The 18587-nt window shown below is 63.9% G+C and carries 16 protein-coding genes; 10 read left to right on the top strand and 6 right to left on the bottom strand.

Annotated elements, in window-relative coordinates; genetic code table 11:
- Window positions 1-49 precede the first annotated feature (49 nt).
- From IF803_RS26080 to IF803_RS26060, 5 genes are all read left to right on the top strand, one after another.
- Window positions 50-1276 (top strand): ABC transporter substrate-binding protein, encoded by a 1227-nt coding sequence (locus IF803_RS26080; protein ID WP_028339074.1) that lies wholly within the window; start codon window positions 50-52, stop codon window positions 1274-1276.
- Between the two features lie 280 nt (window positions 1277-1556).
- Window positions 1557-2783: an ABC transporter substrate-binding protein gene (locus IF803_RS26075; protein ID WP_461193979.1), complete on the top strand. Its 1227-nt coding sequence runs from the start codon at window positions 1557-1559 to the stop codon at window positions 2781-2783.
- 161 nt (window positions 2784-2944) lie between these two features.
- Window positions 2945-4171, top strand: a complete 1227-nt coding sequence (locus IF803_RS26070) for an ABC transporter substrate-binding protein (protein WP_461193977.1) — start codon at window positions 2945-2947, stop codon at window positions 4169-4171.
- 264 nt (window positions 4172-4435) lie between these two features.
- The gene (locus IF803_RS26065) at window positions 4436-5668 is read left to right on the top strand and encodes an ABC transporter substrate-binding protein (protein ID WP_461193975.1); all 1233 of its coding nucleotides are present in this window, start codon (window positions 4436-4438) and stop codon (window positions 5666-5668) included.
- Between the two features lie 213 nt (window positions 5669-5881).
- Window positions 5882-7165 (top strand): glycerate kinase type-2 family protein, encoded by a 1284-nt coding sequence (locus IF803_RS26060; RefSeq protein ID WP_461193973.1) that lies wholly within the window; start codon window positions 5882-5884, stop codon window positions 7163-7165.
- Here the strand turns inward: IF803_RS26060 and IF803_RS26055 are convergent.
- Window positions 7162-8391, bottom strand: a complete 1230-nt coding sequence (locus tag IF803_RS26055) for a GNAT family N-acetyltransferase (protein WP_461194039.1) — start codon at window positions 8389-8391, stop codon at window positions 7162-7164. The two genes, IF803_RS26060 and IF803_RS26055, sit on opposite strands and share 4 nt — an antisense overlap.
- 213 nt (window positions 8392-8604) lie before the next feature.
- Between IF803_RS26055 and IF803_RS26050 the strand changes: the two genes are divergently transcribed.
- On the top strand, window positions 8605-9330 hold the full coding sequence (locus IF803_RS26050) for a phosphorylase family protein (RefSeq protein WP_461193971.1): 726 nt from the start codon (window positions 8605-8607) through the stop codon (window positions 9328-9330).
- Between the two features lie 150 nt (window positions 9331-9480).
- Here the strand turns inward: IF803_RS26050 and IF803_RS26045 are convergent, their stop codons facing one another.
- Window positions 9481-10650: a saccharopine dehydrogenase family protein gene (locus IF803_RS26045; protein ID WP_461193970.1), complete on the bottom strand. Its 1170-nt coding sequence runs from the start codon at window positions 10648-10650 to the stop codon at window positions 9481-9483.
- A 320-nt stretch (window positions 10651-10970) separates the two neighbouring features.
- On the opposite strand from IF803_RS26045, the gene IF803_RS26040 reads away from it, so the two are divergent.
- Window positions 10971-11456, top strand: coding sequence for an adenosine-specific kinase (locus IF803_RS26040; RefSeq protein WP_461193968.1), 486 nt, complete (start codon window positions 10971-10973; stop codon window positions 11454-11456).
- Window positions 11457-11546: 90 nt separating this feature from the next.
- Here the strand turns inward: IF803_RS26040 and IF803_RS26035 are convergent, their stop codons facing one another.
- Window positions 11547-12065, bottom strand: a complete 519-nt coding sequence (locus tag IF803_RS26035; RefSeq protein WP_028336531.1) for a MarR family winged helix-turn-helix transcriptional regulator — start codon at window positions 12063-12065, stop codon at window positions 11547-11549.
- 179 nt (window positions 12066-12244) lie between these two features.
- On the opposite strand from IF803_RS26035, the gene IF803_RS26030 reads away from it, so the two are divergent.
- Genes IF803_RS26030 through IF803_RS26020 form a run of 3 tightly spaced genes read left to right on the top strand, consistent with a single transcriptional unit; the run spans window position 12245 to window position 15788 of the window.
- Window positions 12245-13285 (top strand): branched-chain amino acid ABC transporter permease, encoded by a 1041-nt coding sequence (locus tag IF803_RS26030; protein ID WP_028336532.1) that lies wholly within the window; start codon window positions 12245-12247, stop codon window positions 13283-13285.
- Between the two features lie 5 nt (window positions 13286-13290).
- A complete protein-coding gene (locus tag IF803_RS26025; RefSeq protein ID WP_461193967.1) occupies window positions 13291-15060 on the top strand; it encodes a branched-chain amino acid ABC transporter ATP-binding protein/permease in 1770 nt (589 codons plus the stop codon).
- Window positions 15057-15788: an ABC transporter ATP-binding protein gene (locus IF803_RS26020; RefSeq protein ID WP_461193965.1), complete on the top strand. Its 732-nt coding sequence runs from the start codon at window positions 15057-15059 to the stop codon at window positions 15786-15788. The genes IF803_RS26025 and IF803_RS26020 overlap by 4 nt, the downstream gene beginning before the upstream one ends.
- A gap of 163 nt (window positions 15789-15951) precedes the next feature.
- Here the strand turns inward: IF803_RS26020 and IF803_RS26015 are convergent, their stop codons facing one another.
- The 3 genes from IF803_RS26015 to IF803_RS26005 form a co-directional block, all read right to left on the bottom strand.
- A complete protein-coding gene (locus tag IF803_RS26015; RefSeq protein WP_461193963.1) occupies window positions 15952-17103 on the bottom strand; it encodes an ABC transporter substrate-binding protein in 1152 nt (383 codons plus the stop codon).
- A gap of 144 nt (window positions 17104-17247) precedes the next feature.
- On the bottom strand, window positions 17248-17667 hold the full coding sequence (locus IF803_RS26010; RefSeq protein ID WP_050382615.1) for an acyl-CoA thioesterase: 420 nt from the start codon (window positions 17665-17667) through the stop codon (window positions 17248-17250).
- A 62-nt stretch (window positions 17668-17729) separates the two neighbouring features.
- Window positions 17730-18491 (bottom strand): SDR family NAD(P)-dependent oxidoreductase, encoded by a 762-nt coding sequence (locus tag IF803_RS26005; protein ID WP_461193962.1) that lies wholly within the window; start codon window positions 18489-18491, stop codon window positions 17730-17732.
- Window positions 18492-18587: the final 96 nt, after the last annotated feature.

Genomic DNA, 18587 nt, shown 5'->3' with positions numbered 1-18587 from the left:
CGCCGATGGTATTGAATACTCCAAACAAAGAACCCGAGGTGGGGAAACCATGACTGCCGCACGTCCGTCCCTGACGGCGCTGTTGTCCGCGTTCGCTCTGATCCTGACGAGCTGCAATGTCGCGCAGGCTCAGAAGAAATACGACACCGGGGCCAGCGACACCGAGATCAAGATCGGCAACACCATGCCCTACAGCGGTCCCGCGTCGGCCTATGGGGTGATCGGCAAGACCGAGGCGGCCTATTTCAGGATGATCAACGATGCCGGCGGCATCCACGGCCGCAAGATCAAATTCATCTCCTACGACGATGGCTACTCGCCGCCCAAGACGGTGGAGCAGGCACGCAAGCTGGTCGAGAACGACGAAGTGCTGCTGCTGTTCGGCTCGGTCGGCACCGCAAGCAACGCGGCGATCCGGAAATACATGAACGAGAAGCAGGTGCCGCAGCTCTTCATCGCTTCCGGCGCCTCGAAGTGGAACGACCCGAAAGATTATCCGTGGACCATGGGCTGGCAGCCGTCCTACCAGGACGAGGCGCGGGTCTACGCAAAATACATCATGAAGCACAAGCCCGACGCCAAGGTCGCCGTGCTCTACCAGAACGACGATTTCGGCAAGGACTACCTCAAGGGCTTGAAGGACGCCTTCGGCGACAAGGCATCGATGATCGTCGCCGAGGAGGCCTACGAGACATCCGAGCCCACGATCGACAGTCACATCGTCAAGCTGAAGGCCGCCGGTGCCGACACCTTCGTCAGCATCGCGACGCCGAAATTCGCGGCACAGGCGATCAAGAAGGCCGCCGAGATCGCATGGACGCCGTTGCAGATCGTCGCCAATGTCTCGGCCTCCGTCGGCGGCGTGATGCAGCCGGCCGGCTTCGAGAATTCGCAGGGTATCCTGTCGGCGTCCTATCTCAAGGACGGCGCCGATCCGCAGTGGGCCAAGGATCCCGGCATGGAGAAATTCCTCGCCTTCCTCAAGAAGAATTATCCGGACGCCAACAAGCTCGACGGCGCCACCGCCTTCGGCTACGCCGCCGCGCAGACCATGGTGAAAGTGCTGGAGATGTGCGGTGACGACCTCACCCGCGCCAATGTCATGAAGCAGGCCGCGAGCCTGAAGGATTATGTCCCCGATACGCTGCTGCCGGGCATCAGCATCAACACGTCAGCCACCGACTTCGCGCCGATCAAGCAACTGCGCCTGATGCGGTTCAAGGGCGAAAAGTGGGAGCTGTTCGGGGACATCATTTCAAGCAATCTGAGCAACTGATCGTCACGCCGGTCTGTTCGGTCCGCGCGCTCAACTCAACGGCGCCGCTTTACTCGACCGCAATCTCTGCGGTTGGCGCGGCGCACAAGCCAACGCGTTGGCGGATTTTTGAGCAGCGGCCCGCCTTGAGGGCGATCGACTAAAGACGCAGCCTCTGCGGCAATGCCGCAGGGGCTTTTCATTGAGACACCCCAGGTAAGATGATAGTTTTTACGACCAATAATGAGCCCTCGAAACAGGGGGCCGCGACACATCATCTGCAATCAGGGAGAGAAACGGCATGTCTGGAATACGACAATTGACGGCATTTGCTGCTGCACTTGCGCTCGTCGCCGCATCCGGCAGCGCTGCGCTTGCCCAGAAAAAATACGACACCGGCGCCAGCGACACCGAGATCAAGATCGGCAACATCATGCCCTATAGCGGAGCGGCCTCAGCCTATGGCGTGATCGGCAAGACCGAGGAGGCCTATTTCCGCAAGATCAACGCCGAGGGCGGCATCAACGGCCGCAAGATCACCTTCATCAGCTACGACGACGCCTACACTCCGCCGAAAACGGTCGAGCAGGCGCGCAAGCTCGTCGAGAGCGACGAGGTACTGATCATCTTCAATTCGCTCGGCACGCCGCCGAACTCGGCGATCCAGAAATACATGAACCAGAAGAAGGTGCCGCAACTGTTCGTCGCCACCGGTGCCACCAAGTGGAACGACCCGCAGAACTTCCCCTGGACGATGGGCTGGCAGCCGAACTACCAGAGCGAGTCCATCATCTATGCGAAGTACATCCTGAAGAACAGGCCGGACGCCAAAATCGCGGTGCTCTACCAGAACGACGACTACGGCAAGGACTATCTGAAGGGATTCAAGGACGGGCTCGGCGCGAAGGCCGCCTCGATGATCGTCGCCGAGGACAGCTACGAGGTGACGGAGCCGACCATCGACTCCCACATCGTCAGGCTCAAGGCCTCCGGCGCCGACGTGTTCTTCAACATCACGACGCCGAAGTTCGCGGCGCAGGCGATCAAGAAGAATGCCGAGCTCGGCTGGAAGCCGCTGCACTTCCTCAACAACGTCTCCGGATCGATCGGCAGCGTGATCAAGCCCGCGGGCTTCGAGAACGCCCAGGACATCATCTCGTCGCAATATTTCAAGGATCCGACCGACGCGCAGTGGAAGACCGACAAGGCGATGATCGCCTGGAACGAATTCCTCGATAAGTACTATCCGGAAGCGAACCGGGCCGATGCCTCGGTGATGTACGCCTATATCGTCTCGCAGGGCCTGGTCCACGTGCTCAAGGCCTGCGGCGACAATCTGACCCGCGAGAACATCATGAAGCAGGCGGCCAGCATTCGCGATTACGAGCCCGGCGGCCTGCTGCCCGGCGTCAAGGTCAACACCTCGGCGACCGATTTCGCGCCGCTCTCGCAACTGCAATTGATCCGCTTCAAGGGCGAGACCTGGGAGCGCTTCGGCGAAGTCTTGAGCGCCGACGTCGGCGGCTAGGCCGGGAAGGTCGACCAAAGATACCGCCCCTGCGGCGTTTGCCGCAGGGGCTTCTCATTGAGGCGAACCGCCTAAAATGATAATCACTGCAGCCAAATAAAGAGCTCTCCGAGCAAGGGGGCCGAGACACATGCGTCTGACAAACAGGGAGAGAGACATAGATGTCCGCTACCAAAAAACTTGTGGTCCTCGGGGCCGCGCTCGCGCTCGTCGCGACATCCGGCAGCGCTGCGCTTGCCCAGAAGAAATACGACACCGGCGCCAGCGATACCGAGATCAAGATCGGCAACATCATGCCCTACAGCGGCCCGGCGTCCGCCTATGGCGTGATCGGCCGCACCGAGGCCGCGTATTTCAAGAAGGTCAACGACGCCGGCGGCATCAATGGCCGCAAGATCAACTTCATCTCCTACGATGACGCCTACTCGCCGCCGAAGGCCGTCGAACAGGCCCGCAAGCTGGTCGAGAGCGATGAGGTGCTGCTGATCTTCAACTCGCTCGGCACGCCGTCGAACTCGGCGATCCAGAAATACATGAACTCCAAGAAGGTACCGCAGCTGTTCGTCGCCACCGGCGCCACCAAGTGGAACGACCCGAAGGACTTTCCCTGGACCATGGGCTGGCAGCCCAACTACCAGAGCGAGACCCAGATCTACGCCAAGTACATCCTGAAGAACATGCCGAACGCCAAGATTGCCGTGCTCTACCAGAATGACGATTACGGCAAGGACTATCTGAAGGGTCTGAAGGACGGGCTCGGCCAGAAGGCCGCCAGCATGATCGTCGCCGAAGAAAGCTTCGAGACGTCCCAGCCGACCATCGACAGCAACATCGTCAAGCTGAAGGCGAGCAACGCCGACGTCTTCATCGACATCGCGACGCCGAAATTCGCGGCCCAGGCGATCAAGAAGGTCGCCGAGATCGGCTGGAAGCCGACCCACTTCCTCAACAACGTGTCGGCCTCGGTCGGCAGCGTGATCAAGCCGGCCGGCTTCGAGAACGCGCAGGACATCATCTCCGCCGCCTACCTGAAGGACGCTTCCGACAAGCAATGGGACAATGACCCCGGCATGAAGGAGTTCTACGCCTTCATGGCCAAGGACTTCCCCGAAGGCGACAAGCTCGACGGCGGCACCGTGGTCGGCTTCGGCGTGGCGCAGACGCTGGTCCAGGTGCTGAAGCAGTGCGGCGACAACCTGACCCGCGAGAACATCATGAAGCAGGCGGCAAGCCTGAAGGACTTCCGCACCGAGGTGCTGCTGCCTGGCGTCAAGATCAACACCGCGGCAAACGATTTCGCGCCGATCAGCCAGCTGCAGCTGATGAAGTTCAAGGGCGAGAAATGGGAACTGTTCGGCGACGTCATCAGCGCCGACGTCGGCGGCTGATTCCCCGCCGCCCCTCGACCGGGAATGGCCCCCTGCGATACCGTCGCAGGGGGCTTTTTGCTGGCGCGTTTTCGGGCGAAGCGGGTAGCGGTTCGTGCGAAGAAAACGCGTCAGAAACCAGGATTTAAAGCCATGGCCCTGCCCGCGGGCCGGCCCGGGCAATGCCTGCTTACACTTTGCCCGGCAATGCGCTAGGAAACCGGCAACAAACTGACCAGCACCCGGCGCCCTTGCGCGGCGGCAACAACAAGGAGATTTCGGGAAATGCCGATGCCGATCCGACACCGTGTCGCAACCGCCCTGCTCGGCCTCGCCGTCGCCGCCGCGACCGGCAATGCCGCATGGGCGCAGAAGAAATACGACACCGGTGCGAGCGACACCGAGATCAAGATCGGCAACATCGTGCCCTATAGCGGCCCGGCGTCGGCCTATGGCGTGGTCGGTAAGGCGATGGCCGCGGTGTTCAAGAAGGTCAACGACGACGGCGGCATCAACGGGCGCAAGATCACTTTCGTCTCCTATGACGACGCCTACTCGCCGCCGAAGGCCGTCGAGCAGGCCCGCAAGCTGGTCGAGAGCGACGAGGTGCTGTTCCTGTTCGGCACGCTCGGCACCGCCTCGAACACCGCGATCCAGAAATATCTCAACGCCAAGAAAGTGCCGCAGCTGTTCGTCGCCACCGGCGCGACCAAGTGGAACGATCCGAAGGCCTTCCCGTGGACCGTGGGCTGGCTGCCCAGCTACCAGAGCGAGTCGCGGATCTACGCGAAATATCTACTCAAGGAGAAGCCTGCCGCCAAGGTCGCGGTGCTCTACCAGAACGACGACATGGGCAAGGACTACCTGAAGGGCCTGGAAGACGGCTTCGCCAGCGACCCCGCGCGCGTCGTCGCCAAGGAGAGCTATGAAGTCGCCGAGCCGACGATCGATTCCCATGTGGTGCGGCTGAAGTCCTCCAATCCCGACGTCATCGTCTTCTTCACCACGCCGAAATTCGGCGCGCAGGCGATCAAGAAGCTCGGCGAGATGAACTGGAAGCCGGTGACCATCGTCTCCAACGTCTCGGCTTCCACCGCGACCGTGATGCGTCCGGCCGGCCTCGACAATGCGCAGGGCGTGATCTCGGCCGCCTACGCCAAGGACGCCAGCGATCCGCAATGGAAGGACGATGCCGGCATGAAAGCGTTCGACGAACTGCTCGCCAAATACATGCCCGACACCAACCGCGTCGATGCCTCGGCGATGACCGGCTACAACATGGCGACCACGATGGTCGAGGTGCTGCGCCGCTGCGGCGACGACCTCACCCGCGCCAATGTGATGAAGCAGGCGGCGAGCCTGAAGCAATTCGCGCAGGGCGGCCTGCTGCCCGGCGTGACGCTGTCGACCGGGCCCGCCGACTTCCAGCCGATCGAGCAACTGCAGCTCATGCAGTTCAAGGGCGAGCGCTGGCAATTGTTCGGCGACGTCATCAGCGGCGAAGTCGGCGGCAATTAGAGCCGGAATGGATATTGCTTCGATCGAAACGGCCGCAATCTTCCCTTACCTCTCCCGCTTGCGCTTGCGGGGGAGGTCGGATCGCATCAAAGATGCGATCCGGGTGGGGGCTTTCTCCGCAATACGCCTCGTGGCAGCACCCCCACCCTGACCCTCCCCCGCAAGCGGGAGAGGGAACAGTACCTACGTCCCGACCCGCGCAAAGGCACAACCATGACCGACCGTCGTCCTTTCCTGCGTTCGATCTTCGATGCCGCGGTGGCGGCTGCGCATCCCGACGTCGTGCTGGCGTCGCGGTTGCGGCCGGTGCCGAAGGGACGGGTGATCTGTCTCTGCGCAGGCAAGGGCGCCGCGGCGATGGCCGCGGCCGCGGAGCGGCACTATCTCGATGCGCTCGAGCTCGATCCGTCGCGGCTGGTCGGCATCGCCACCACCCGCCACGGTCATGGCGTGCCGACCCGCCGTATCAAGGTCGTCGAAGCCGGCCATCCCGTGCCCGACGAGGCCGGGTTCAAGGCGGCCGACGACACGCTGCAGCTCGCGGCGACAGCGACCCCGGACGATCTCCTGCTGGTGCTGCTGACCGGCGGCGGTTCGGCGAACTGGATCGCGCCGGTCGAGGGCGTGACCTTCGCGCAGAAGCAGCAGGTCAACCGCGCGCTGCTGCGCTCCGGCGCGCCGATCGGCGAAATGAATACCGTGCGCAAGCATCTCTCGCGCATCAAGGGCGGACGGCTGGCGCGCGCCGGCCAGCACGCCGCCGAGATCGTCACGCTGGCGATTTCCGACGTGCCGCATGACGATCCCTCCGCGATCGCCTCGGGGCCGACGGTACCGGATCCGACCACGCTGGCGGATGCCCGCGCGCTGGTCGCCAGATACAATCTCTCGATCGACGACGCGGTCCGCCGCGCGCTCGACGACCCCGCGAACGAAAGCTGCAAGCCCGGCGATGCCGCCTTCGCGCGGGCGACGTTCGAACTGCTGGCAAAGCCGAAGGCCTCGATCGACGCCGCGGTGAAGGTCGCGCGGGATGCCGGCTACGAGACCATCGCGCTCGGCGCCGATCTCGAAGGCGAGGCCCGCGACGTCGCGGCCGAGCATGCGCGGCTTGCGCTGAAGGCGCGCAGCGACGGCAAGCGCGTTGCGATCATCTCCGGCGGCGAGCTGACGGTGACGGTGCGCGGCAATGGCCGCGGCGGCCCCAACCAGGAATACGCGCTGGCACTGGCCGGCCTGCTGAAGGATACGCCCGACGTCTCGGCGCTCGCCGCCGATACCGACGGCGCCGATGGCGGCGCCGGCAGCGCGACCGACCCGGCCGGCGCCGTGATCGACCAGGCGACATTCGCGAAGATGAAATCGATCGGCCTCGATCCGAAGGCCTATCTCGAGAACAACGATGCGACGGGGTTCTTCGCCCAGACCGGGGATTTGCTGCTGACCGGCCCGACGCTGACCAACGTCAATGACGTGCGGGTGATTTTGGTGGATTAGGCCGTATCCTCGACGGACCCAAGGCCAGTCTCGGGCTGCGCCCAAAGCTCCTGATAGTTACGAAACTTCGCAAGCGTCTCGTCATATCGCGTCGGCTCGAGCAACGGCAAAATGCGCTTCAACACTGAGTTGATCGGCGCGGAGGTGTGCCGAACGTATAAGTCGATCGGGTCAAGCAAGTGCCTCAGGTGCAGCTTTGGATCATAGTTCAGCCCGCTGCTGCGAAACCATTTGTACCCGTTGGCGATTGCCCAGCTCACCATGTCGCGAAACACATAATGATAGAGGTGCAAGTCTAAGGCGACATCGTAGTCGAGACCTATGTACTCCGCATAAATCGCGTCACCGTGTACCATGCATGCGGCAAACGCGACGATCCGCTCGTTCTGACGCCAGAGGAAGAAGCGGACCTTGTCCCCCATCCGCCGCCCCAAGTCGCAGAAGTATTGTTCCGTCAGCTTCTCGAAGTGCAGTTTCGAACGCTGATAGACTTGGACATACAATGGATAGATCTGCGCGATCACCGGCGTCGCGTCGTTGACGACGTTCATCTCGACGGATGGAGAGGCCCGCGCTGTCGCCTCAAACTTCTTGCGAAGTTTCTTACGGGTTGCGCTGTTTAGCGCTTGATTCATATAGTCATCGAAATTGGCGTAATCGATGCAAAGCCTGGTCATGGGCAGGCTGGGGATGCGGGTGAAGCCGTGAGCGATCAGGCAGTCGAGGATTGGTCGGTATCGCGCCGGAAACTCCTTGAGCACGATCAGCCGTGCCCCGAGCCTGCGAGCATGTATTGCAATCGTAGAGGCCAGCAGTTCCGCGCAGCCTCGATGGCAGGCCTCGTCCCCGTCAAGATGACCTTCCCCGGCGACGCACCCCACCATGAGCGCACGGGCGCGCATCAAACCTGGCCACACCCGGCGAATGGCGTCGATGATTACGCCAAACCGCGGGCTCGCACCGGCCAGCAAATCCAGGTCCATCAGGAAGAATGGCTGTACAGCACAAACCTGGTCAACCGCATCCTTGACGAGGAAATACCGGTAATCGAACTCGGGATGAAGGGTATCCTCGACCAACTCATAGTATCGATGATCCTTGCGCTCGCTCGCGAAGGCGAACTGCCAGCGCGGACAATGCTCCAAATCGTTCCGCACAATGACTTGGAGATGCGGCGGACATTGCATCGGCTCGCGTCGCGTGAGGTCGCCGATTTGGCTCGTCAAGTGCGCTGTTGCAGCTTCCGGCACGATCTCACGCTCGCCACGGATCCCGACCCTAGGGCAGCATTTATCACGGCGCCAAAACAATGCAGCTAACATATCCGTCAGAAACTAACTCGTTAGTCATTTGCGATTTGGCGTTGGAGCAGAACACTCCTGATACGACCCGCATGCGCGGACACAAGCCGTCCAGCGCGGCATCCGGGGAGCGGACTCATGGCAGCGGTGATTGGAGTCACGGGACTTGCATTTGAGGCGCGGATCGCTGCAGACCTGCATACGCAGGCGATCTGCAGTGGCGATGGCAGCACGCTCGCGGAGTCTCTCGCGTCGGCAATTGCTGAGGATTGCTGCGGTCTCATCAGCTTTGGCGTCGCGGGCGGCCTGTCGCCCGACCTCCCGGCAGGCGCATGCGTCGTAGCATCGACGATCGTTTCGGAAACGATTCAGCTCTTCACTGATCGGGACTGGTCGCAAGCCTTGCTTCGACTCATCCCCGGTTCGATTTATGGCCCTATTGCTGGTGTGACCACCGTCGCTATGCATCCAGAAGCGAAGCGCTCGCTGCATATGAGTACAGGCGCGCTGGCGGTCGATAACGAATCCCATGTGGCGGCGAGCGTCGCTGCAGCGCGCGGCCTCCCTATGGCTGCCGTCCGCGTGATCATGGATCCGGCCGGTCGGCAGCTTCCTGCCGCCGCCCTGTCCGCAGTGCGTGCAAACGGGACGATCGATCTCGCCGCGCTGGTCCGTGCGACAATGAAACAGCCGAGCGAGTTACCGATGCTGCTTCGGACCAGTCTCGACGCACTGTCTGGATTTGCGGCGCTGCTTCGCTGCCGTCAATTGCTTGGCCCTGGATTAGGGCTGCCTTCCTTGCAAGCAGATGAGTCGGAGCCAAGCTCAAGTATCGTAGCGGAAGATCGTATGATCGCCCTCTAGAGCGTTTTCGAGCGAAGTGGGCACCGGTTCGCGTGAAGAAAACGCGTCAAAACAAGAATCTAGAGCTTCGGTTCTGATTCAATCAGAACCGAAAATGCTCTAGTCGCTTTTTTAGCCGAACGGGCTGCTATACCTGCCGACTGCGTGACCTCAACGCGCACTGAAGGTGAGGCCGGCGCGCTCCCTTAGACGCTTGCGCAAGGCCGGCCCCATCAGCGCGCCCGGCGTCCAGATGCCGCCCTCGCCCTGCACGTCGCGCACGACGCAGAGAGCGCTTTCGGTGATCATCTTGCTGGTCGAGCCATAGCCCGGATCGCGGTCGCCGGTGACAACGGCTTCGACCCGTCCGCCATCCGGCACCTCGCCCAGAAAGAAGATGTCGTAGAAGCCCCTCTCGCGCGCTTCCCGGGTCGGGCCTGCGCCGCGTTTGAGACCGCCGGTCCCGAACAAGGACACCACCGTGGCGAACGTCTCCGTCGTCACGCTCGCGATGTCCCCAAGTCCCGGCGCCACCATCATCTCGTCATAAACGAAGTCCCTGCCGTAGGGATGGCCCAACAGGAAGTTCGTGCGGTGCACGTTCTTGGTGTTGATCGGCGCCATCGGGAACGGCACGAGCCACGCGTGCATGCTCGTGTCATATTCGGGGACGAGGCCCGACGGCTGAGACGGCCCAGTGAAGCCCGGCGTCAACGCGAAGGGATCGGTCAGCAGCCGGATCAGGGCCGGGTCGCGCGCCGCGGCGGCCAGCGTCGCCTGAGCGCTCGCCGCGGTGCCGCCGGACATGCCACCCCTCACCTTGCGTAGACGGGCTTTCACCCGCCGCGCCGGGCGTCCGAATTTCTCGCGCGCCTTCTCCTGCAACGTGAGCACACCGAGATCGAACGGGATGGAATCGAAGCCACAGGAGAAGACGATGCGCGCGCCGGTCCGTTTTGCCTCTTCGTGATGGGCGTCGATCATACCCCGCATCCAGCCCGGTTCGCCGCAAAGATCAACATAGGCCGTGCCGGTGGCCGCGCATGCCGCCACTAGCCCGGGACCGTGAAGCTGATAGGGCCCGACCGTGGTGACGACCACGGCCGCGCGCTCGCACATCGAACGCAGGCTGGCCGACTCGGCGGCATCCGCCTTCACCAACGGCAAATCGTCCGGTGCGCCGATGTCGGCACGCACTTTCTGGAGTTTGTCGGTCGAGCGTCCCGCAATTGCCCAGGACGGAGCATCGTCGCCGCGATAGGATGTCGCCAGATATTCGGCGATGAGACCCCCGGTGTAACCCGTCGCGCCATAGACGATGAGGTCGAAGTCCCGCTTCACGGCGTTGATCCTCCTCGAGCCCCCGGAAGCGCTCCCTTCAGATCCGTTAGCAACGCTCGGTACGCTTCGCGGCCATTTGCGAGGGGCCGTGCAACATACGGGCCATCGCGCTTGACGGAGGATACCACAATTGCCGCCCTTCGGCGCGCAACCTCCCGGCGATTTCCGGCCCCCCTTGAGAGCCGTCGTGAGTACGGACGCTGGGTCTGGTCGGCGTGAGCCGAAGCAGACAGCCGGCACATTTGAGCGCCTGTGGCCGCTTGCAAACGCCCTCCGACGGCCTACCATGGATTGGGGAATTCGCGTGCAGGAGCGAAGCCATGGAACTCACCGTGGTGCCCATCGTCAAGCCGGATGAGACCAACTTCATCTTCGGCCAGTCGCATTTCATCAAGACCGTGGAAGACCTTCACGAAGCGCTGGTGGGCGCGGTTCCGCGCATCCGCTTCGGGTTGGCTTTCTGCGAGGCCTCCGGCAAGCGGTTGGTGCGCTGCTCCGGTAACGACGACGCCTCGCTCGCCCTGGCACGCGACAACGCATTGGCGATCGGCGCCGGTCACACCTTCCTGATTTTCCTCGGCGACGGGTTCTTTCCCGTCAACGTGCTGCCGGCGGTGCGCGCAGTGCCGGAGGTCTGCCGCATCTATTGCTCGACGGCCAATCCAACACAGGTGATCGTCGCGCAGACGGAGCTCGGGCGCGGCGTGCTCGGCGTGGTGGATGGCGCCTCGCCGCTGGGTGTCGAAACCGACGCCGACATTGCGTGGCGGAAGAATCTGCTGCGGAACATCGGCTACAAGCTTTAGACCGCGACGGTTCGCCTTCTGGCGGCGCCCGCATGCCGGATATGTATCAACCCAACGCGTCATTGCGAGCGGACGGGCCGTCGCGCCCCCTCAAAACTCCTGCGCGAGCTTCGCCAGCATCTCCAGCAGCGCGGCGTGGTTGGCCGGACCGAGCACCTCGATCAGCCGCGCCTCGTGCTTGTTGGCGACCAGCTTCTTGGCGCGCGCCAGCACGGCGCGGCCCTTGTCGGTCAGGACGAGGATGTGGGACCGGCGGTCGTTGGTGGAGCGCATCCGCGCGCAAAGGTCGCGGCTCTCCAGCGCGTCGAGCATCGCGACGAAATTCGGCCTGAGGATGCCGAGCGTGTTGGCGATCTCGGTCTGGTTGCGGCCCGGATTCTTGTCGAGCAGAAGCAGCACCGAGAACTGCGCCGGCGTCAGCTGCAGCGGCGCGACGCAGCGCAGGAAGTCCTCGAATACCCTGAGCTGCGCGCGCTTCAACGAATAGCCGAGCAATCCGGACAGTTCGCCCAGTTGCAGCATGCTGTCGTCCCCGGCAGAATCGGCCGGTTCCCTGCGCAGGGCGCGCGACGAACGGAGGGCATCGGTGGCGGTCTTGGAAACAGTCATCGCTCCAGGCTCGCAATCCCGGTACAAGAATCCCGCACGACACTCGGGGACCTTGAGATTATATCTAATAATTGTTATGGACTATATCAAATATCGGCAGCTTTCAACAGCCGATATCGGCCGACCTGACCGGCACGACCGGTTGCGGCGGTCCGACGCTTGAGGGGGAGCGCTCGGCCTTGAACACAACGATCATGCTGTTCCTGCTGCAGGACGGCATCACCAATGGCGCGATCTACGCACTGCTCGGGCTGGCCCTGGTGCTGGTGTTCGCGGTGACGCGGGTGATCCTGATCCCGCAGGGCGAATTCGTCACCTACGGTGCGCTGAGCTACGCCATGCTGGCGACCGGCCAGGTGCCCGGCACGGCACGGCTTGCCGTCGCGATGGGCCTCGTCGCCTTCGCCCTCGACCTGTTCTTCGCCCGCAACGCGCTGCATGCGCGGCTGGTGATCCGCTCGGTCGCGCTCAACATCGCCTTTCCCGTCGCGCTGCTCGGTCTGATTTACGCGCTGGTCGGTCCCGGCACGCCGATCGCCGTCAACATCGCGCTCGCGCTCCTGATCGTGGCGGCGATCGGGCTGTTCCTCTACCGCATCGCGTTCCAGCCGATCGCGCACACCTCCGTGCTGGTGCTGCTGATCGCCTCTGTCGGCTGCCATCTGGCGCTGCAGGGCCTCGGCCTGGTGTTCTTCGGCGCCGAAGGCCTGCGCGCGCCTGCGCTGTCGAATGCCGCAGTGACCGCCGGCCCGCTGCGCTTCACCGGGCAGAGCCTTGCGGTCTACGGCCTGACGATCGGCTTCATCGTCGCCCTGTGGCTGTTCTTCGGCTACACCAAGACCGGTAAGGCGCTGCGCGCCACCGCGGTCAACCGCCTCGGCGCCCGCCTGGTCGGCATCCGCACCACGCTGTCCGGCCAGATCGCATTCCTGCTCGCCTCCGTTATCGGCGCGATCTCCGGCATCCTGATCGTGCCGATCACGACGCTCTATTACGACACCGGCTTCCTGATCGGCCTGAAGGGTTTCATCGCCGCCATCATCGGCGGCCTGGTCAGCTACCCCCTGACCGCGGTCGCCGCCATCGTGGTCGGCATCGTCGAGGCCTTCTCATCGTTCTACGCCAGCAATTTCAAGGAAGTCATCGTGTTCACGCTGATCCTCCCCGTGCTCGTGTTGCGCTCGCTCGCGGCGCCCGAGGTCGAAGAAGAGAAGGATTGAGCGCGATGACGCAGCGCCTTCCTCTCATCATCTTCGCGCTCGTGATGGCGGTGATTCCGCTGCTGCCGGGCATCCCGCCGTTCTGGATCGTGCTGCTCGACAATATCGGCCTCGCCGCGCTGGTCGCGATGGGCCTCGTGCTGCTCACCGGCGTCGGCGGCCTGACCTCGTTCGGCCAGGCCGCGTTCTGCGGCTTCGGCGCCTACACCACGGCGGTGCTGACCACCGCCTACGGCGTCTCGCCCTGGCTGACGCTGCCGGCTTCGCTCTTGGTCAGCGGCATCGCGGCCGTGCTGCTCGGCATCGTCACGGTGCGGCTATCCGGCCATTATCTGCCGCTCGGCACCATCGCCTGGGGCATCGGGCTGTTCTATCTGTTCAGCAAGCTCGAATTCCTCGGCCGCAACGACGGCATCTCCGGCATTCCGCCGCTGTCGATCGGCTCGTTCAAGATGCTGAGCCCGGATGCGATCTATTATGCGATCTGGGTCGCGGTGCTGCTCTCCGCGCTGCTGACCATGAACCTCTTGGACTCCCGCACCGGGCGCGCGATCCGCGCCTTGCGGCGCGGCCATGTCGCGGCCGAAGCATTCGGCGTGCAGACGCCGCGCGCGAAGCTGTTGGTGTTCATCTATGCCGCGGTGCTGGCCGGCCTGTCCGGCTGGCTCTATGCGCATTTCCAGCGCGCCGCCAACCCGACGCCGTTCGGCGCACAGGCCGGCATCGAGTATCTGTTCATCGCCGTGGTCGGCGGCGCCGGTTACGTCTGGGGCGGCGTGCTTGGCGCCGGCATCGTCGTGATCCTCAAGGAGGTGCTGCAGAGCTACCTGCCCTACATCTTCGGCGGCCAGAGCCAGCTCGAGACCATCGTGTTCGGCATCATGCTGGTGCTGCTGTTGCAGCTCGCGCCTCAGGGCGTCTGGCCCTGGCTGATGTCGCGGCTGCCGTTCAAGCCCGCCCGCAAGACCCCGGACACGTCCGTGAAGCTGGAGCACCGCGAACGGGCGCCCGGAACGTCTCCGATCCTTCTGCACATCGACAAGGCGCGCAAGCAGTTCGGCGGCGTGCTCGCCGTCAACGACGTCTCGTTCGACGTCAACGCCCGCGAGATCGTCGCGCTGATCGGCCCGAACGGCGCCGGCAAGAGCACCACCTTCAATTTGATCACCGGCGTCCTGACCGCAACCAGCGGCAAGATCTCCGTGCTTGGCAAGGAAGTCGAGAACGCTCCGCCGCAGGAGGTGGTCAAGCTCGGCGTTTCCAGGACTTTCCAGCATGTCAAGCTGGTGCCCGACATGACCGTGCTGGAGAACGTCGCGATCGGCGCGCATCTGCGTGGCAATTCCGGCGCGATCTCCAGCATGCTGCGGCTCGACCGCGCTGACGAGGCGAAGCTGCTGGCGGAAGCCGCGCGGCAGATCGCGCGCGTCGGCCTGTCCGACCAGATCGACCAGCTGGCAGGCTCGCTGTCGCTCGGGCAGCAACGCATCGTCGAGATCGCCCGCGCGCTGTGCGTCGATCCGATGCTGCTGCTGCTCGACGAGCCGGCCGCCGGCCTGCGCCACATGGAGAAGCAGCGGCTCGCCGCGCTGCTCCGGCAATTGCGCGACGGCGGCATGTCGGTGCTGCTGGTCGAGCACGACATGGGGTTCGTGATGGATCTCGCCGACCGCATCGTGGTGCTGGATTTCGGCACCAAGATCGCCGAGGGCACGCCGGCCGCGATCAAGCGCAACCCCGACGTGATCAAGGCCTATCTCGGAGCCGCTGCATGAGTGCGCTGCTATCGGTGACCGACGTCCACATCTCCTACGGCAAGGTCGAGGCGGTGCGCGGCGTTTCGCTCGACGTCGCCCAGAACGAGATCGTCACCATCATCGGTGCCAACGGCGCCGGCAAGACCACCTTGCTCAACGCCATCATGGGCGTGCTGCCGCTGAAGGGGCGCACGACGTTCGCGGGCGTCGACATGGCGCCGCTCGACATCGAGGACCGCGTCGCCATCGGCCTCAGCCTGGTGCCCGAGCATCGCGAATTGTTCGGCACCATGAATGTCGAGGACAATCTCGAGCTCGGCGCCTTCCGGATCGCGAAGGCCGTCGCGGCGGCCTCGCTGGAGCGGGTCTATACGTTGTTTCCGCGGCTCAAGGAGCGGCGCAAGCAACTCGCCGGCACGCTGTCCGGCGGCGAGCAGCAGATGCTGGCGATGGGCCGCGCGCTGATGGGCGCGCCGAAGCTCTTGATGCTGGACGAGCCGAGCCTCGGCCTCGCCCCGATCATCGTCGCCGACATCTTCCGCATTGTCGGCGAGCTCCGCGCCGCCGGCGTCTCGGTGCTGCTGGTCGAGCAGAATGCGCAGGCCGCATTGCAGATCGCCGACCGCGCCTATGTCATGGAGCTCGGCGAGTTCGTGCTGTCGGGCACCGCCAAGGACATCGCCGCCAACAAGGGCGTCGCCGCAAGCTATCTCGGCTTCCAGCACGAAGGCGAGAGCGCGATTTAGGCGCTGGTGTGCGGCGATACTGCCAACGCGGATAGACCTTCACCCCACCTCGCCGCGCATTGCATGCGCGGCGATCCTCCCCCTCCAGGGGCCCTCCAAGGGAGGGTAAGAAAAAGCCGGCCTCATCGGGGCCGGCTTCTTCGTTTCGCGGATCGCGACCGGCTCACATCGCCGGGACGTATTTGCCGTCCTTGACCGTCAGCAGGATGCGCGAGCGGTCGTCGAGGCCGTAGCGGTCCTTTTCGGTCCAGTTGTAGACGCCCTGGGTGGCGACGATCTCCTTCTCGGAGATGAACGCCTTGCGGATGCCTTCGCGGAACTCCGGCGTGCCGGGCTTGCCGGCCTTCAGCGCCACCGGGATGACACGCTTCAATACCTCGAAGGCATCGTAGGAATGGCCGGCGAACTGGCTGCGGCTGTTGGCGCCGTACTTTGCTTCATAGGCGGTGTTGAGCGCAAGCCCAGGCTTCTTGGTCAGCGCGCTGTCGGCTTGCGTTTCCGGCGACATCACCGGGCCCGCCGACATGATCACGCCTTCTGCGGCCGCACCCGCGATGCGGATGAAGTCCATGCTGGCGGCGCCGTGGGTCTGGTAGATCAGGCCCTTGTAGCCGCGCTCGCGCAGCGCGGTCTGCGGCAGCGCCGCGGCGGTGCCGGAAGCACCGACCAGGATGGCGTCGGGATTGGCGGCGACGAGCTTCAGCACCTGGCCCGCGACCGACGTATCCGGACGCGCGAAGCGTTCCTCGTCGGTCATGGTCAGGCCCATCGGCACGGCCTGCGCCTTGAAGTCGTTGACCCAGAGGTCGCCGTAGGAATCCGAATAGCCGATATAGCCGACGGTCTTGATGTTGTGCGCCTTCATGTGCTCGTAGAGCACCTTGCCCATGATCGGGATCGACTGCGGCAGGTCGACCGACCACTTCATGCGCGCGTCGTTGATCGGGAACGGCGCGAGGCCGAGATGCGGGATGCCGGCCTCGTTGGCGACCGTCGACACTGCGATCGAGGGCGGCGTGGTGCAGGAGCCCATGATGATGTCGGCCTTCGACTCCGTGACGAAGCGCCGCGCATTGGTGGTCGCAGCCGTCGGATCGCCGCCGTCGTCGAGCACGATCAGCTTCAGCGGCACGCCGCCGATCTCCTTCGGCACGAAATCGAGCGCGTTACGCTCGGGAATGCCGAGCGCCGCGGCCGGCCCCGTGGTCGAGATCGAGATGCCGATAGTGATTTCATTGGTCTGCGCCTGTGCGGGCGCGCCCGGCAGCGCGATGGCTGCCGCGAGCACTGCTGTGGCGAGAGTGGCCTTCCTCATTCATTCCTCCCTGCGGATAAGTTTTTTGGGTTTAAACCAGTTTTGCGGGCCAATTCAGCCCCTTCTTTAGAGCATGATCCGGAAAAGTGGAAACCGGTTTTCCGAGAGGATCATGCTCCGAAAGTCGAGTCATGAGGGGCTACGTCAGCCCTTCATGAAGCGGTCAATGATCTCCTGCGGAAACGGCGCCGATTTCAGCTTGGCGGGATCGTCCGGATGGCGGCCGACCAGCACCCTGGTCTCGAACGCCTCGATCGCCAGTGCCTCGCCCTTGAACACGCGGTGCACCACCTCGAAGCTCGAGCGCTTGATGCTCTCGATCCGGCTCTCGATGGTAATCCAGTCGCCATGGGTCGACGGGATGTGGAATTTCGCCCGCGTGTCGACCATGGGAATGCCGACCAGACCGTATTTGTGGACGAGGTCCTGCTTCGAGCAACCGGCGGCTTCGAACATGATCGAGGTCGAGTCGTCGAACATCGCGAAATAGCGCGGGTAGTAGACGATGTTGGCGGGGTCGCAATCGCCCCACTGGATCTGCACGTCGCGCCGATTGACGAACATGGTTTATCCTCGATCGAGCATGAGCGATCCGGAAGGGCGTTCGTGCTCTTCCGGATCATGCGTCAGCGCGGCGCCATCCGGAGCGCGGCATCGAGCCGCACCACTTCGCCGTTCAGATAGGGGTTGTCGATCATGTGCAGCGCCAGCGAGGCGAACTCGTCGGCCTGGCCGAGCCGGCGCGGGAACGGGATCGCAGCGGCGAGCGAATCCTGCGCTTCCTGCGGCAGGCCGGCCAGCAAGGGCGTCATGAACAGGCCGGGCGCGATGGTCAGCACGCGGATGCCGAATTGCGCGAGCTCGCGCGCGATCGGCAGCGTCATCGCGACGATGCCGCCCTTGGAGGCCGAATAGGCCGCCTGCCCGATCTGGCCGTCATAGGCGGCGACCGAGGCCGTCGAGATCACGACGCCGCGCTCGCCGGTTGCGAGCGGCTCGAGCTTGGCCATGTCAGCGGTCGCAAGCCGCAGCATATTGAACGAGCCGATCAGATTGACCTTGATCACCTTGTCGAAGTCGGCCAGGGCCATCGGCCCCTCACGGCCGATCACGCGTTTTGCCACCCCGATGCCGGCGCAGTTCACCAGCACGCGGGCCGGGCCATGCGCCTTGGCGGCGGTCGCGACGGCGGCTTCGGCCGCCGCAGCATCGGCGACGTCGCAGACAACCGGAATACCGCCGATCTCGGCCGCGACGCTCTCGGCGAGCTTGGCGTTGAGGTCGCAAACCGCGACCTTGGCGCCCTGCGCGGCCAGACGGCGCGCGGTCGCAGCACCCAATCCCGATGCGCCGCCGGTGACGATGGCGGCCTGGTCCTTCAACTGCATGGCTTTCTCCTGTTCGAGAACTAAAGCGGGATGGGTTTAGGTTGAATCGATTTGGGATTCCCAAATCAGTGTGTTTCTGATTCACCATGCTGGCTG

It is taken from the genome of Bradyrhizobium sp. UFLA06-06 (genome assembly GCF_054820065.1).
This window is presented reverse-complemented; position numbering and strand designations above follow the sequence as displayed.